Below are 13230 nucleotides of genomic sequence, written 5' to 3' on the forward strand. Positions count from 1 at the left end.
CAGGTTGTTGCACCTACCCGTTCAATCGGACCTCTTCACCTCAGCCTTCGACCCCCATCGAATGGGATCCTCAACCCAGCGGTTGATCTCGGATTCATGCCACCCGGCGCCATTGGTGCTGATCCTCAGTTGAGCCGGGAACGTGCCGTCGGCGATCTTGCGATAGATTGTCGAGCGGGACAGGCCGGTCCTGGCGAGGACTGTTTTGAGACGAACGATACGATCCGGCTCGGACATAGCTTGCGTCCACCTGAATGGTTGTTGCTGATTTCTGTTGGGACAGACAGGACGAACCCATGCCGGAGGCAATCCGATTTTTCGCTTCATCCGCCTGTAGCGTGAAAACGGTGGCAAATCGGAGGGGTGTCAGAGCCCAAGGCCCCGCCCCTTTCCGATGCCATGGCTGAATGCCAGTTCCACACCCAGACGCCGGCCGGATTCGACCTCGATGCCAAGCGCCTTCTTATGATTGGCAAGCATGGATTCAAGCTGCGGATCGCGTTCAAGGCTCTTGGCCATATCGGACATGGCCGAGCGCGTTGACTTGTAGCCGGACATGTCGCCGGCCTGATATTGCTCCCGTCCCGTCCGATCGAGCTTTTGCCAGCGTTCGACGAAACGGTCGGCGCGGCGGCCTGGATCGATGTCCATCCCGGTGCGGATTTCCGTCTCAAGCTGGAGAGCAAGCACGATGCGGCGGACGCGGCCAGCCCCCGCCTCGTGGACAAGTTCGGGATTTTTCACATAAGCCGCTTCGGCATCGCGCCAGCCAAAGGGCCGCACCTTCTCGAAGGCCCTACGGGCATCCCTCAACTCGCGCATCTGCTCGGGACTGCCCAGCCCATCCGCATCTCCGTTGTGCGATATCGCGTCGATAGCGCGCGCGTGACGAATAAGCGCCTGGGTGCGAGCGCTGCGCAACGCCGCTTCCGCGTCCACCGGCACAGACGTGTCGCGCTGCGCTCCTCTGGCGGAAGCTTCCCTTCCAGGCGCGGCGACGGCATCGTCGCCTCGCGCTCCACCGTCTTCCCTTCCCGGCCTGCGCCCAAGGTCTTGGTCAAGCCCGGCGTCGCCAGGCGAGCGCAACCCGTCCAGCAGCCCGCCGATCCTGTCGCGAAGCTTCTCCGGAACGATGCGGCGCACGATCTCTATCACGCGCTCGCGGAAGGTTATGCCGCGCCGCTCGGCATAGCTCTGCGCCGGGTCGACCTTCTCGTAATCCGACGCCATGTCCTTGGCGCGGTCGCGTGACAGCGTGCGGACCAGCCGTTCGGGGGTCGCGAAGTCATCGGCCCCATAATGCAGCTCCATCCTGTCTCGATGCCGCGACAGTGCGACGTAGCTGCCATGCGCATCCATGCCCGGCGTGGCGAGCACATGGGTCCGGTCGACGGTCATGCCCTGCGCCTTGTGAATGGTTGCGGCATTGCCGTGGTCGATGTGCGCGTAGTCTTTCAGGTCGAACCGCACCGACCTGCCATCATCGGTGCGCACGGTCATGCCTTGTTTGCTGACTTCTTCCACAATGCCGAGCGTGCCGTTCTTGACGCCAAGCCCGCGCTCGTTGCGCAAGAACATGACCCGGTCGCCGCTGGCGAAGTTTCTTGGGCCGCGTTCCACATCCACCTGAACCTCGTCGCCGAGATCGCCAGCAGCGCGCATGCGCTCGCGCGCTGCCTGGTTGAGCGCGCTCACCTCGTTGTTTGTGTGGGTGAGGATGATCCGGCTTGCCTCTGGATGCGCCTGCCTGTCGCGATCCCAGCGCTCGACGAGTTCAGCTCGCGCCTCGTCGCGCGTTGCAGCCTGATGCACCATGCCTTGCGCATCGTAGGTGCCGATCGCGGCGCCGATCCTGCCGGTTGCCAGATCGCGCGTGGCATCGCGCTGCCAGTCCTCACGCTGCCGGCGAACCTGACCGATTTCGACGCCGCCATGACGCTCGTGGATGGAACGGAATGCGGCGCCGGCCTCGATCGCCTGCAACTGCTGCGGATCGCCGACGAGTACGACTTTTGCGCCAACGTCGGCGGCATGGGAAAGCACGCGCTCCAACTGGCGCGTGCCGACCATGCCGGCCTCATCAATCACCAGGACATCGCGAGCTGTGAGCAGATCGCGGCCCTGTCCCCAGCTATGCTCCATACTGGCGATGGTGCGTGATGAGATGCCTGATCCGCCTTCCAGATTCTCGGCGGCAATGCCGGAGAGTGCGGCGCCTCGAACCTCGTAGCCCGCCGCTGCCCATGCCTGGCGCGCAACGCCCAGCATGGCGCTCTTGCCCGTTCCGGCAAAGCCGACGACGACACCAAGACCGTTTCTATCGGTGATATGCGCCAGCGCATCGGTCTGCTCGCTCGAAAGGACAAGCCCGCGTTGCGCTGCGCGCGCCAGTGCCGCCTCGCGATGTGCGTTACTCACCGCGTGTCTCTCGTCCAAATCGATACGCTCCGCAGCGCGGTGAAGGCGCTGTTCGGTGTCGATCATCTGCCGAGTGGTGAAGCGATCTTCGCCACGTCCGTCCTTGCCGAGTTCAATCAGATCGGGTGCGTTGCTGATGGCTGCCACGACCGCGTTGAACTGCTCCACTCCGTCGCTGTGCCGATGCGAGAACTTCGCAATGTCCTTTCGGGTGAAAGTCGATTGCTGGTGCGTGATGGCATCGAGCGCCACGGATGGATCGGCAATGATGCGCGCACCATTGTTGCGCGCGATGTCGCGATGCAGTTCGGCGCGATCTGCTTCAATGTCGCTAGCAGCAAGGCCACTGCCCTCAATGCGCTGTGCTGGCGCACCAATCTGGGTTTGCGGCTCCAGTGAAATGCCCTGCGCTTCCAGACTGCGATGATCGATGTGCGCGTCGATGTCGAGTTCGGCCAGGCGTTCATTGGCCAGCTCCGCCCATCGCTCGCGCCAGCGCTCAACCAGCTGGGTAGCATTCCAGTCTCGAACCTTGGCGCCAAAACCATTCTCGTCCACGGCCCGCATGGTCAGCATGACATGAGCATGCGGCTTGGGGCTTCCATCCTCTGCGCGGTCCCAGTGCACATTGAGATCGGCGACCATGCCCCGGCTTACGAACTCAGCCTGAACGAAGTCGCGCGCCAACTCGATGCCTTGCGCCTGGCTGAGTTCACGCGGGAGCGCAAACTCGACCTCGCGGGCAAGTTGCGCATCCTTCCTCACCTCGAACGCCTCGACATCGTTCCAAAGCCGTTCGCGGTCGCGCCAGGCCTCCGGTGCATCCTCCGGCAGCATCACCTCGGAATGAACGACACCGCGCTTGGCGGAGAAGTCGTGGCTGCGTTCTATCCGCTCGTCACGCAGCCGCGAGGCCGAGCGGTAGGCGGCGGACGCCACAGCGCTTGAGCCTGCCTTGCGGCCAATGACCTTGACGTGAAGATGATAGATCGCCATCGCGACCAGATCATTTGCACGTCAAAGCCCACGTCGGCACGACGTATAAGCGCGCCCTCCCTCGAAAAAATCTCGGGATGGACCAGCCCGTCCCGGGCTGTCTCGGCGACCCTGAAGCCTTCCGGCAGCCGCTCCCCTATCATCCTCCGACCGACAACCGATGGAGACAGCCATGCGCAAACCGCGGGACTTCGACGCAGAACTTCAAGCCCTGGAAGAAAAAGCGCGAGAGCTCAAAACCAGAAAGGTGCAGCAGCTTGGCGAGCTGGTGATCGCCACCGGCGCCGATCAGCTCAGCGCGGACGAACTGGCGGGCGCACTGGTCGCAATCACTGAGACGAAAGACACGGCAAAGCGTGAGGCATGGGCTAAGCGTGGGGTGATGTTTTTCGAGAGCAGGTCCCGGCGAACTGCTTCGGCATCTCAGCGCAACCCTCGCGGCGCTCCAGCGCAATCGGGCAGCGCGCAATCGCCGGCAGGCGGCACAGGCTCGCAATGACATGAGAACATGGCAGGTGGAGCGTCGCAAACGCACCCGACAGCTGATCGAGCTTGGCGGTCTCGTCCTCAAGGCAGGCATTGTCGAGCTCACCAATGACGATCGCGCAATCATCTACGGCGCGATGCTCTGGATCGCCGCGAAGCTGCAGGGCCATGACGGTAAGCATGCCCGGGAGCTTTTGGCCGCGAAGGGAAAGCAGGCATTCGATGGTGAACGGCGTGAAGAGCAGATGGACTGGCGAACATAGCCACAGTTGGCGAGCAGCGGCCAGTCCGAAGTCGGAACAGCAAACTTCCGCCGGTGTGCCAGCGCCGCAGTCAAGCGCTTGCGCAGGAAGCTTTCGCGATCTCCTCGCGACCGCCGACAATCTTCTCTCGCGAGCCTTGATCCTGATCATATAGAGCGCAAGGCTCGCGTTGGCGACGCTCGTCAAAGCGGGCGCTGCCCTATGAGCGAACTTCAAAATCCAGATCGTGCCCTCGAAACCTCCCACGCCCTCCAGATTCGATCATGCACACTGCGCATTGATACAAACTCTATAGCCAGGGTGAGAGCCAGCGGCATTGCTCTGCACAGCTGGAACGGGCGGAAAAGTGAAGGAAGCTCCTCGCTTTAGATGAGATAGGCAAAAGCATCCCAGCCGATGGGACAACAGAAGCGAAACTTACTCTTGTCATGTTGCGCAAAAGAGGTGGATTTTACGAAGAAACGTACTATTTGCGCCGTGGGCAGGCTAGAAAAATCAAACGTCGCTCAATTCATCCGATACAAAAAAGGGAAATCATATGACCACTGCTCTCGAGCAAGGCAACAAACTGGATACCGTGTCGATAACGGCTGACATTGTCGCCGCCTATGTATCGAACAATCCAGTACCGGTTGGCGAGTTGCCGAAACTCATCGGCGACATCCATGCCGCCCTGAATGGCATCGGCACGCCGGCGGTAGAACCTGTGGTAAAACAGGACCCGGCAGTTTCGATCAAGAAATCGGTGACACCTGACTTCATCATCTGTCTGGAAGACGGAAGGAAATTCAAATCGCTCAAGCGGCACCTTCAGCACTTCAACCTGACCCCCGACGAATACCGGCAGAAATGGAACCTGCCGTCCGACTATCCGATGGTGGCGCCGAACTACGCGGCTACCCGGTCGGCTCTGGCGAAATCAATAGGGCTCGGGCGCAAGGCGGCGACGCCCACGTCTGCCGCGGCGGAAAAACCAAAACGGGCTACTCGTGCGGCGGCAGCGGCGACGACTGCGGCGGCCATGAAGTCGCCGCTGAAGAAGGTCCGCAAGGCGCCGGCCAAAGCGTAACGCGCTGCACCTAGCGGACGTGCCAAGTTGTATAGGACCTGAACATGGCAAAGCCCCGCCTTGCGGCGGGGCTTCGTGTTTTGTCGGGTCACTCTGCGGCGCGGCGTGACCAGATGAGCGAGAACTCACCCTCGGTGTCGGTCTCGACCAGGCTCGCATAGATCGGAGCGGGGAAGCTGGGATCGTCGAGCTTGACCGAGTGGTAGTCGCGTCCCTCGCGCGAGGTCTTCTTCCATGCCGCCCCGAACTCGGTGGCGCCAGCGAAGATGCGGAAGTCGGGACCCTTTTCATTTTCGCCATCCGTCGGAGCGAACGTTACCGTCTTGACGTTGAGATTGAGGGTCTTGACCGAGCCGGAGAAGCCGTTCGCGGTGCGGGAGAAAGTGCCGATCGTAGCCATGGTGATGTTCCTTTGTGTTTTCTCGGGCCGCGCCCATCGCGGCCTCGATGGTGGACGTGAGACCGGAAACGATCGGTCTGCATCCCGAAGGGGCTGAAACGAAGTGGAAGACGGCGACGCGAGGCTTTCTTGGACCGTGAGGAATGGACGCGCAGCGGACAGGGGAAGAAAACGCAGCGCCGACGTTGCGAGAAGACGATCGAGACGGAGTGAAACGAAGACGGTCTTCGGTCAGACCCAATCCATTCGAGGACGCCTTGGGCGTGGCCTGGAAAGAATACCCGGAAGGAACGCCACATTGGCTAAGATCAGTCAGGGCCATTGTAGCTTGCGCCCTGCGCTTCTGAATTTCGGCCACAGACCTTCCTCACGCGCCAGGGCGGTGTTGGTCCTACTCCTAACCGGTGAAGAAGGGACGTCCGATTTCCCTAATCTTTGGGCTGAATCGTCATCGCGTTCAGGGCGGCTCCGAAGGCGACCAATTGATTGCTGAGGGCAGCACTTCTAAGCCGACAGATGCCGACGATTTCCTATAGATGCGCCACACCTGATCCTCCACCGCATGGCCGAATGTTCCCGCTGCGGTCACGCCGACGCGCGGTGAGGCATTGCTGGAAGGTCGGATTCACGCCGGGCGTCTGACGCCGAGGTGATGCGCTGCGTGACTTTCCCGATAAGAGTGGTGGAAATTCCCGGTTCGACCATTGGTTTGGAGGTGCATCCCGAGCATCTGCCGAAGCGCTTGATGATCCACAAGCCGATGAAGATCGACGGCAAGGTCGTCTGGCACACAGAGAGATTTCGAGGATAGGACATGGCCAGGTCGAAAGGTTCGCAGCAATTATCACAGGCTGAAATTGAGCGCTTTGCGACGGCAGCGGAGGCACTGCACTTAAGTATCATCAGCCGTTTATATCGCCCCATAGCGACGACTACCGGCAGACGCGCGTCCTGCATGAGGTGCTGTTGAAAGCCGTGCGGGAAGTCACCGGGAAGGAAGTGGCGTTCATCCAGTGGAACGGGACAGGGCCGTCCAAGCCGTAGCGTGGCTCTAGCCGTTTTCGCAGCCGATCCCATCGCCGTCGCGGTCCAGATCATAGATATCCCTGCCGACAACAGTGACCGGGCCGCGTACATAGGCGGACCATTGCCCTTTCCGGAGGAGCAATCGACGTCGCTGGCGATTGGAACGCAGGCTCCCGCGTAGTTTGGGTCGCACGCGTCTTCGGCATGAGCGCAGCCGATGAAAGATGCCACACCAAAAGCGACCGCGCCTACACGACGGGAAGCCGCCGGCTGGATCCTTATCCGAATCAGCGCTGTATCTCAGTCGTCTATCTCTTCGCCTTCATCGTCTTCGTCCGAACCGCGAGACGGGTCTTCGACGAAGGTTTGGCAACCCTCATTAAATGATTGGCTGTTTGAGCTGCAGTCGCTGTCGTTGGAAATCTGATTTTGCTCAGCCCAGTCGTAGCCAGCTTTATGCCCGGAACAATCTTCGGTGCAGTCATTTCCTCCGAAAGTCCCCTGCGCATGACATGGCGTGGCTGATGCCGCCGCAAGCATCAATGTGCCCAAGTGGAACAGCCTTCGAATTCTCATCTGCGCCCCCCCATGGTGAGCAACGCTGCTATCCAGGCGCCGCGAATATGCCTACTCGCACGAACCCAAATCACGCAATTTGGTCCTGATATCAGTGGCAGTGATACTCGCCAGTCTTGTGGTTGGTATGGCACCCATTGGCATCGGTGCCGCCGCCGTGTGCGAAGGTATCCACCGAAAATGCCAACATGGTCAAAGCCGCCATGGCGGCAAGAATTGTGGATTTCATATCGCCCTCCCAAGATAATTCGGACAGAAGAGCACTATCGTGGAGTTAGCACAACTGGCTGATTGCAAATTACCTACTGGTTAAGTGCCGATGTTCAATATCCAATATTGCTCCCGCGCATCAAGATCGGCCGATGAAATGGCGAGCGACGGACTTAGACGCCCAATTGCGCGGCCATCTTTTGCGTGGCCGCCGTTGTCCGGTCAATGCCGCTGGTGATCGACAGCAGATGTCGTTTCGTCGAAAGAAATTCGGAGTCGCTGCAATCGGCCACAGCGCGCTTGAACAGGGCTCGCATGGCGATGAGCGCGACCTCGCCGTTACCAGATCACAGACCAGCGAGGCATCTGTCGGCGCAAGTTGATTTGCGACGGCCTTTCGGATCGCAAAGCTTCGCGAACTCGGCTTTCTCAAAGCGGGTCAACGGCGCGGCGGCGGAAAATCAGGGGATTTGGGATTGGTCTTGGCCATGACTTCTGTACACGATTCAAAAATCATTCTTCGCCGCAAAAAATTGCCGCATGCCGCATCTGTGGTCGTTCGTCGACACGCAACCGACATGTCCCTCCGTCGCGCAGTCGCTGTGGTAATGGGGGTGCCACCGCCCCGGCGGTCACAACGGCCTGTGGCGAGTGTCGATCAGCCTGGCTGACTCATAGCAGCCCGAATGCCATTGCGGTGAGAAAGGCCACCACTAGCACCACCAGGACCCCAATAATCAGCCAGACGGCGCTCTTGGCGTCCATTTAGACCCTCAACTGTCGGTTCCATTGATCACATAGCGCGACGCGAAGACGCTCACCAGTCACTGTGACTCCAGCGGATACGCGTCCTGGGCGAACTGACGGGCGTTTGTGGATAGGGACTACTGTGGGAGCGTGGGTTCGAAAAGTGGGAATATTCGCGCGCAAAAGGCCGGCCGGCTTACCGGCCTGTCGCGCGGTCAGTCTCAACTGGTTGCCGGCTTGGATGTAGGCGGCTCACGGCGAGCGAGCAGCTTGTCGATCCGCCTTCCATCCATATCGAGGATCTCGAAGCGCCAGCCCTCGTAGTCAAAGTGCTCACCGGCTTCCGGCAAGTGCCCAAGGCTTGACAAGGCGAACCCAGCGATCGTGTGAAAATCCCCTTCGGCAGACCCCGATCGGAATCCTAGGCGAGCGAACGCATCGTGCGCCAGCATCATTCCGTCGATGAGCAAGGACCCGTCATCGCGCTCGATGACATCAGGGTCCTCATTGTCCAGGTCAGGAAGGTCGCCTGCGATGGCTTCGAGCAGATCGGTCTGGGTGACGATCCCCTCCAGAGCGCCATATTCGTCGATGACGATCGCCAGACGCACCGGCGTCCGCTTGAACTGATCGAGTACACGGAAAATCGGCGTTGCCTCGTGAACGATCAAAGGTTCTCGGATGACCGCCATCGGGTCAAGCGTTTTGCCGTCGAGCACCTGGTCGAGAAGGTCCTTCTTCAGAATCATGCCAAGCGGTTCGTCTATCCCCCCACGGCCGACCAGAAGCTGCTCATGGCGACATTGCCGGATGGTGCGCAGAATCTCGTCAGGGATGTCGTCGGTATCGATCCAGTCGATATCGCGTCGCGGTGTCATGATGTCGGCAATGCGCCGATCGCCGATGTTGAAGACACGCTCGACCAGTTCCTGTTGCGTCTGATGAAGGAGCCCTGCCTCCTGGCTTGCCGCCACGAGCAGCTTCAGCTCTTCGGGCGAATGCAAGGACTCCTCGCCTGTGCCCGGACGCAGACCGCACAGACGCAGCACCAGATTGCCGAGACCGTTGAGAACAAGAATCGCCGGCCTGAGCAGGAACAGGAACAGACCGAGAGGGCGGACGACCCGAAGTGCCGTGCTCTCGCTGCGCTGGAGCGCCAGACTTTTCGGCGCTAGTTCACCCAGGACAATGTGTAGCGCGGTTATGATGATGAAGGCGATTGCGACGGCAATGGTGTGCGAAGCTGCCGTGGCCAGCGACCCCATCACTCCCAAGAGGAGTGGCTCGATCAGATGAGCGAGTGCAGGCTCGCCGACCCAACCGAGCGCCAGCGATGAGATGGTGATGCCGAGCTGAGTTGCTGCAAGGTTCGCATCGAGATTCACCAAAGCCCGTTGAAGGAGGCTGGCGTTCGAGCGTCCAGCTGTAGCCAATTCGTCGACGCGGCTTCGTCTAACCGCGACCAGCGCAAATTCGGCGGCGACAAAGAAACCGTTGGCGCCTACGAGTAGGAGAACCAACAGAATTCCAAGAATGTCGCGTAGACTACCATCGTCCGCAGGCATGATATCCTCTTTATGAAACAGCCACTCTCATCTCTCAAGCGCGTATGCCGTCGTGAAACCGCCGTTGGCCATCATTGCGGAGCGATCACCGCAGCTCCGCCTCTGACAATCAGGGGCAAGATAGCCAAATCCGCGCTGAGTATCCTACCCCCGCAAAAAATCCGCCGGCGCGAACCGGCGGGCCAGAAATCGGATAGAAAAAGAACCGGTCATGCCGGCCGAACTAAATGTGGCGTCTGGGTAGTCGAAGTCAATGGACCCGCCGCGTAGAGATCGCCTTTGATCCAGTGATTTAGCAATATCACCGCGATGCCGGCGAGGATCGCCAGCGCTATCATCCAAATGATCTTCTGACGGTCGCTCAATGTTCTAAACCCAAACCCGAACCACGCGTGCCGGCACTTAATGGCACGACGTCGTTAATTGCAATGTGATCCCTATGAGAATCGCTGTGGCCTTGGCGGTCGGTCAAACTTTCTCATTTCGACGAGATTTGCCAGACAGCCACGCCAGTAAGAATAAGGCCGGCGGTACCTTCGATAGTTCGCGATATCACATCGAACAGGCGCGGCCGACGGTCGAAGAAATGCACCAGCCGTTCCCGAAACAGGATCGACAGAACTGCCACGCAAGACAACGTCAGTGCCACGCCGGCCATCATGGTGATTGCAAAGAGTATGCCCGCGACCGGAACACCTCTTGAGATCGCGAAGGTCATCGCGAAGAGCGTCAATGGACATGGGATCAGGCCGGCCATGACGCCCACAACCTCGCCTTCATGCTGATGGTGATGACCGTGGCTGAGCGCCCGCCAAAGCATCCACAGACCAATTAACCCGAGCAGGCCACGACTGACATCCTCCAAAAGCGGCGCCCGGCCGACGCTGCCCAGCGCAATCGAGACCAATGGCAACGAGAGGGCTGCAATCACAACGGCAATCGTGACATGGGTGAAGGAGAGTGTCAGCGACACCAGTAGGCCGCGACGGATGCTGGCATCCGATCCGGCCAAATAGGTAGCCAGCACGGCTTTGCTGTGTCCGGGTGTCAAAGCATGCGCAGCTCCGAACAGGACACCCATCGGCAGGAAGGCAGTGAACGCCAGCCAGTCGCCCCCGGCTGACAGCAATTTGATCTGTTCGGCGAGCGCCAAGTATATCGTGCGTTGAAACTCGACCAGGGTTTGGAAAAACACGTTCTATCCGTTCCGCCGCTTCAACCGCACGTCAATTCAAGGCGTGTCGCGAATATCTTGCCGAGATCGGTTCCGGTCGGATCGCTGAAGAAGGCATCCGTCAATTTCGTCTGATTCTGTGCGATTGCGGTATTCGGATCGGGGCGGACGACTGCCCTCGTGCAATCTTTCGGTAGGCCAGCCACGGCGATCTTATCGTCATCGGTGAAATCGATCGCGGTGTAGAAGGTCGGATCGTAGACGCCGATGCTCACCTTGCCGGCGAGCGCCAACGTGTCTTTCGGCTGCGTCTCGAATTGGATGACGAGTTGATTGTTCTCGTAGCTAGTGACCAGCCTCGCCGGCGGCGTCATCGCCACGTCCTTGCCTTCCACAGTGACCATTTGGAAATAATTGTATTCTTCCAGTGAGGCATGGATGGTGAGGGCGGCGGCGTCGAGTTCTTCGGCGTCCAGAGTAAGGTCGGAATTCTTGTCGAACTCCATCAGCACCGTCGAGGAGAAGAGCTCGTCGAACCGCCAGAGATGCTTGAGCGACTTGACCGACTTGTCAGCGCCAACCGTTAGGTCCAAACGGGCTTCCGCGAAGACATGAGGATGAGCGCCGACCGCGACGGTGGAGGCGAGCAGGAGCGCCATGCCAAAAATCGTGCTGGTCAGTCGCATTTGCGCTCGCTTTCTCGTCATTGCGCGCCAACCGAGTGATCTGGCAGCGCAAGCAGGCTAAATTGGGACGCGGCCCGCGAAGCCTTTTCAATCATCGACGATCGAACTTGCTATGATGGCGTTCGCTGTGCTCCGAACGGCTGGCGACGTCAAATGCACGAGCTGCTTGCGATTGCCCGCGATCAGTATGAACAGCCGGGAAACCTGCCTGCCCTTCCTCTCCTCGCCGATTTTTTCGGCGTCGGTGCGGTGGAAGAACCGTTTTTCAAACTCGGCGCGGTCGACATCGAAAAGCTTGAGCGAGCAGGTCTGGACGGACCTGCCGTCCATGGTAGCCCTGGTCACCGCGACCATCGTTCCGGCCGGAAGGTCGTCGCCGGTGACCTGCCATCCGCGGAACGCCTTCATGGCATCCACAGGAGCAAGTGCCGCGCCGTCGACGAGCGGCGTCCATCCGCGCGTCTTTGCCAATGTCGCGGTTCGCTCGAAGTCGGGGCCGTGCGCCAGGCATGTCGCGTGGAAGGCATCCAGCGCCCGGTCGACGCCATCGGCATGCGCAAGCGGTGATGCCAACCATGCGGCCGCAAGCGTCAAGGACAAGTAGGTCTTGGGCATTCGGTAGACTCGCGTATCGAAGCAGGCCGGGATAGCCAATCGGCAAGATAGCGCCGCGGCGGCTACGCACGCAATGCAGCGCGGCCCGCGACTACCGGCCCGCGCGTGTTCCTGGCGGCGGCGCGCCCGGTCCGGTCGCCGCGGCATGCCGCGCTCAGGCAGGCAGGATCTTGTCCGTGGTCGCGCGCACATAATCGAGGTTCATGGTCCCGACGGCGCCGGTATCGTCGACCCTGAAGCCTGTCTCGACCAGTAGAGTTCCGACCGCATTCATGTCGATATGCCCGTGCCGATGGAGCCTCGGCAATCTGGATTCGTGCAGCGGCCTTCCGAAGTCGATCAGCAGCAGTCGGCCTCCCGGCTTCAGAACCCGCTCCGCTTCACGGAAGAAGGTCGATCGGTCGGGTTTCGGCAGGTGATGCAGCATGAGCGTACCGATCACGATGTCGAATTGGCCATCCTCGAAGGGAAGTTCCTGGGCCGTCGCCTGGACGAAGGTAAGATCAACGCCGGCTCGCGTAGCCTTGACGCGCGCCCTCTCGACCATTTCGACCGATGCGTCGACGCCCGTGACGCGTCCGACCGCTCCGACCAACCGTCTCGCGGCTATGGCAAGCGTGCCCGTACCGCAGGCGACATCGAGCATCGCCTCGCCGGGCTGGAGCCTTGCCAGACGCAGCATGAATTCACGGAACCGGTCCTCGCGGCCCCAAGTCAGGACGCGCGCAAGCAGGTCATAGCCGACCGCCCTATGCAGGACGATGCCGATGCCCCTTTCGCCGGCGCCATGCGCGCCGGCAGTCCGCATGTGATGGAAGCCGCCCCAGAGTGCGAATGCCGCGACCGCAGCGAGGATGAGGCCGTGGACTGCAGCCGTCCAAGCACCGGCATTGAGATAGCCGTCCCCGAAATGAAGCATTAGTAGAAAACCGCTGACCAGCGACAGTTTGACGAGCACGGCAAGCATAATAACACCCTTTCGCGAATGCTGTCCGTTTC

The 13230-nt window shown here is 60.3% G+C and carries 13 protein-coding genes and 1 pseudogene; 4 read left to right on the forward strand and 10 right to left on the reverse strand.

Going from position 1 to position 13230, the window contains the following annotated elements; genetic code table 11:
• Positions 1–21: 21 nt before the first annotated feature.
• Together ACYG97_RS16525 and traA are read right to left on the reverse strand one after the other, a co-directional pair.
• The gene (locus tag ACYG97_RS16525) at positions 22–237 is read right to left on the reverse strand and encodes a helix-turn-helix transcriptional regulator (RefSeq protein ID WP_023669907.1); all 216 of its coding nucleotides are present in this window, start codon (positions 235–237) and stop codon (positions 22–24) included.
• A 129-nt stretch (positions 238–366) separates the two neighbouring features.
• Positions 367–3414, reverse strand: coding sequence for a Ti-type conjugative transfer relaxase TraA (gene traA, locus ACYG97_RS16530; RefSeq protein ID WP_023669906.1), 3048 nt, complete (start codon positions 3412–3414; stop codon positions 367–369).
• 172 nt (positions 3415–3586) lie between these two features.
• Between traA and ACYG97_RS16535 the strand changes: the two genes are divergently transcribed.
• The 3 genes from ACYG97_RS16535 to ACYG97_RS16545 all read left to right on the forward strand — a co-directional run bounded on the left by ACYG97_RS16535 (position 3587) and on the right by ACYG97_RS16545 (position 5232).
• Positions 3587–3913, forward strand: coding sequence for a conjugal transfer protein TraD (locus ACYG97_RS16535; protein ID WP_023669905.1), 327 nt, complete (start codon positions 3587–3589; stop codon positions 3911–3913).
• Position 3914: 1 nt separating this feature from the next.
• Positions 3915–4163, forward strand: a complete 249-nt coding sequence (locus tag ACYG97_RS16540; RefSeq protein WP_023669904.1) for a conjugal transfer protein TraD — start codon at positions 3915–3917, stop codon at positions 4161–4163.
• 538 nt (positions 4164–4701) lie between these two features.
• Positions 4702–5232 carry a Ros/MucR family transcriptional regulator gene (locus ACYG97_RS16545; RefSeq protein ID WP_023669903.1) on the forward strand — a complete coding sequence of 177 codons (531 nt, stop codon included), beginning with the start codon at positions 4702–4704 and terminating at the stop codon, positions 5230–5232.
• Between the two features lie 88 nt (positions 5233–5320).
• Here the strand turns inward: ACYG97_RS16545 and ACYG97_RS16550 are convergent, their stop codons facing one another.
• Positions 5321–5632, reverse strand: a complete 312-nt coding sequence (locus ACYG97_RS16550; protein WP_023669902.1) for a DUF736 domain-containing protein — start codon at positions 5630–5632, stop codon at positions 5321–5323.
• Between the two features lie 814 nt (positions 5633–6446).
• Between ACYG97_RS16550 and ACYG97_RS16555 the strand changes: the two are divergent.
• Positions 6447–6676: pseudogene (locus ACYG97_RS16555) on the forward strand (hypothetical protein).
• Between the two features lie 282 nt (positions 6677–6958).
• Here ACYG97_RS16555 and ACYG97_RS16560 read toward each other — a convergent pair.
• The 7 genes from ACYG97_RS16560 to ACYG97_RS16590 form a co-directional block, all read right to left on the reverse strand.
• Complete coding sequence (locus ACYG97_RS16560; RefSeq protein ID WP_245263712.1) at positions 6959–7210, reverse strand: hypothetical protein; 252 nt, start codon at positions 7208–7210, stop codon at positions 6959–6961.
• A 115-nt stretch (positions 7211–7325) separates the two neighbouring features.
• The gene (locus ACYG97_RS16565; protein ID WP_023669898.1) at positions 7326–7463 is read right to left on the reverse strand and encodes a YHYH domain-containing protein; all 138 of its coding nucleotides are present in this window, start codon (positions 7461–7463) and stop codon (positions 7326–7328) included.
• A gap of 949 nt (positions 7464–8412) precedes the next feature.
• Complete coding sequence (locus ACYG97_RS16570; protein WP_023669895.1) at positions 8413–9756, reverse strand: hemolysin family protein; 1344 nt, start codon at positions 9754–9756, stop codon at positions 8413–8415.
• A 478-nt stretch (positions 9757–10234) separates the two neighbouring features.
• Positions 10235–10951, reverse strand: a complete 717-nt coding sequence (locus ACYG97_RS16575) for a HoxN/HupN/NixA family nickel/cobalt transporter (protein WP_023669894.1) — start codon at positions 10949–10951, stop codon at positions 10235–10237.
• 20 nt (positions 10952–10971) lie between these two features.
• Complete coding sequence (locus tag ACYG97_RS16580) at positions 10972–11616, reverse strand: DUF1007 family protein (RefSeq protein WP_460221597.1); 645 nt, start codon at positions 11614–11616, stop codon at positions 10972–10974.
• A gap of 87 nt (positions 11617–11703) precedes the next feature.
• The gene (locus ACYG97_RS16585) at positions 11704–12378 is read right to left on the reverse strand and encodes a hypothetical protein (RefSeq protein WP_156940642.1); all 675 of its coding nucleotides are present in this window, start codon (positions 12376–12378) and stop codon (positions 11704–11706) included.
• A gap of 7 nt (positions 12379–12385) precedes the next feature.
• On the reverse strand, positions 12386–13198 hold the full coding sequence (locus ACYG97_RS16590; protein ID WP_050588535.1) for a class I SAM-dependent methyltransferase: 813 nt from the start codon (positions 13196–13198) through the stop codon (positions 12386–12388).
• Positions 13199–13230: the final 32 nt, after the last annotated feature.

Source organism: Mesorhizobium sp. W067 (genome assembly GCF_054719525.1).

What these genes read in the sequence shown, in the direction of transcription:
- ACYG97_RS16585 (WP_156940642.1), bottom strand. Translation starts at nt 12,378, where the DNA reads ATGCCGCGGCGACCGGACCGGGCGCGCCGCCGCCAGGAACACGCGCGG.
- ACYG97_RS16545 (WP_023669903.1), top strand. Translation starts at nt 4,702, where the DNA reads ATGACCACTGCTCTCGAGCAAGGCAACAAACTGGATACCGTGTCGATA.
- ACYG97_RS16540 (WP_023669904.1), top strand. Translation starts at nt 3,915, where the DNA reads ATGAGAACATGGCAGGTGGAGCGTCGCAAACGCACCCGACAGCTGATC.
- traA (WP_023669906.1), bottom strand. Translation starts at nt 3,414, where the DNA reads ATGGCGATCTATCATCTTCACGTCAAGGTCATTGGCCGCAAGGCAGGC.
- ACYG97_RS16565 (WP_023669898.1), bottom strand. Translation starts at nt 7,463, where the DNA reads ATGAAATCCACAATTCTTGCCGCCATGGCGGCTTTGACCATGTTGGCA.
- ACYG97_RS16535 (WP_023669905.1), top strand. Translation starts at nt 3,587, where the DNA reads ATGCGCAAACCGCGGGACTTCGACGCAGAACTTCAAGCCCTGGAAGAA.
- ACYG97_RS16570 (WP_023669895.1), bottom strand. Translation starts at nt 9,756, where the DNA reads ATGCCTGCGGACGATGGTAGTCTACGCGACATTCTTGGAATTCTGTTG.
- ACYG97_RS16590 (WP_050588535.1), bottom strand. Translation starts at nt 13,198, where the DNA reads ATGCTTGCCGTGCTCGTCAAACTGTCGCTGGTCAGCGGTTTTCTACTA.
- ACYG97_RS16525 (WP_023669907.1), bottom strand. Translation starts at nt 237, where the DNA reads ATGTCCGAGCCGGATCGTATCGTTCGTCTCAAAACAGTCCTCGCCAGG.
- ACYG97_RS16580 (WP_460221597.1), bottom strand. Translation starts at nt 11,616, where the DNA reads ATGCGACTGACCAGCACGATTTTTGGCATGGCGCTCCTGCTCGCCTCC.
- ACYG97_RS16550 (WP_023669902.1), bottom strand. Translation starts at nt 5,632, where the DNA reads ATGGCTACGATCGGCACTTTCTCCCGCACCGCGAACGGCTTCTCCGGC.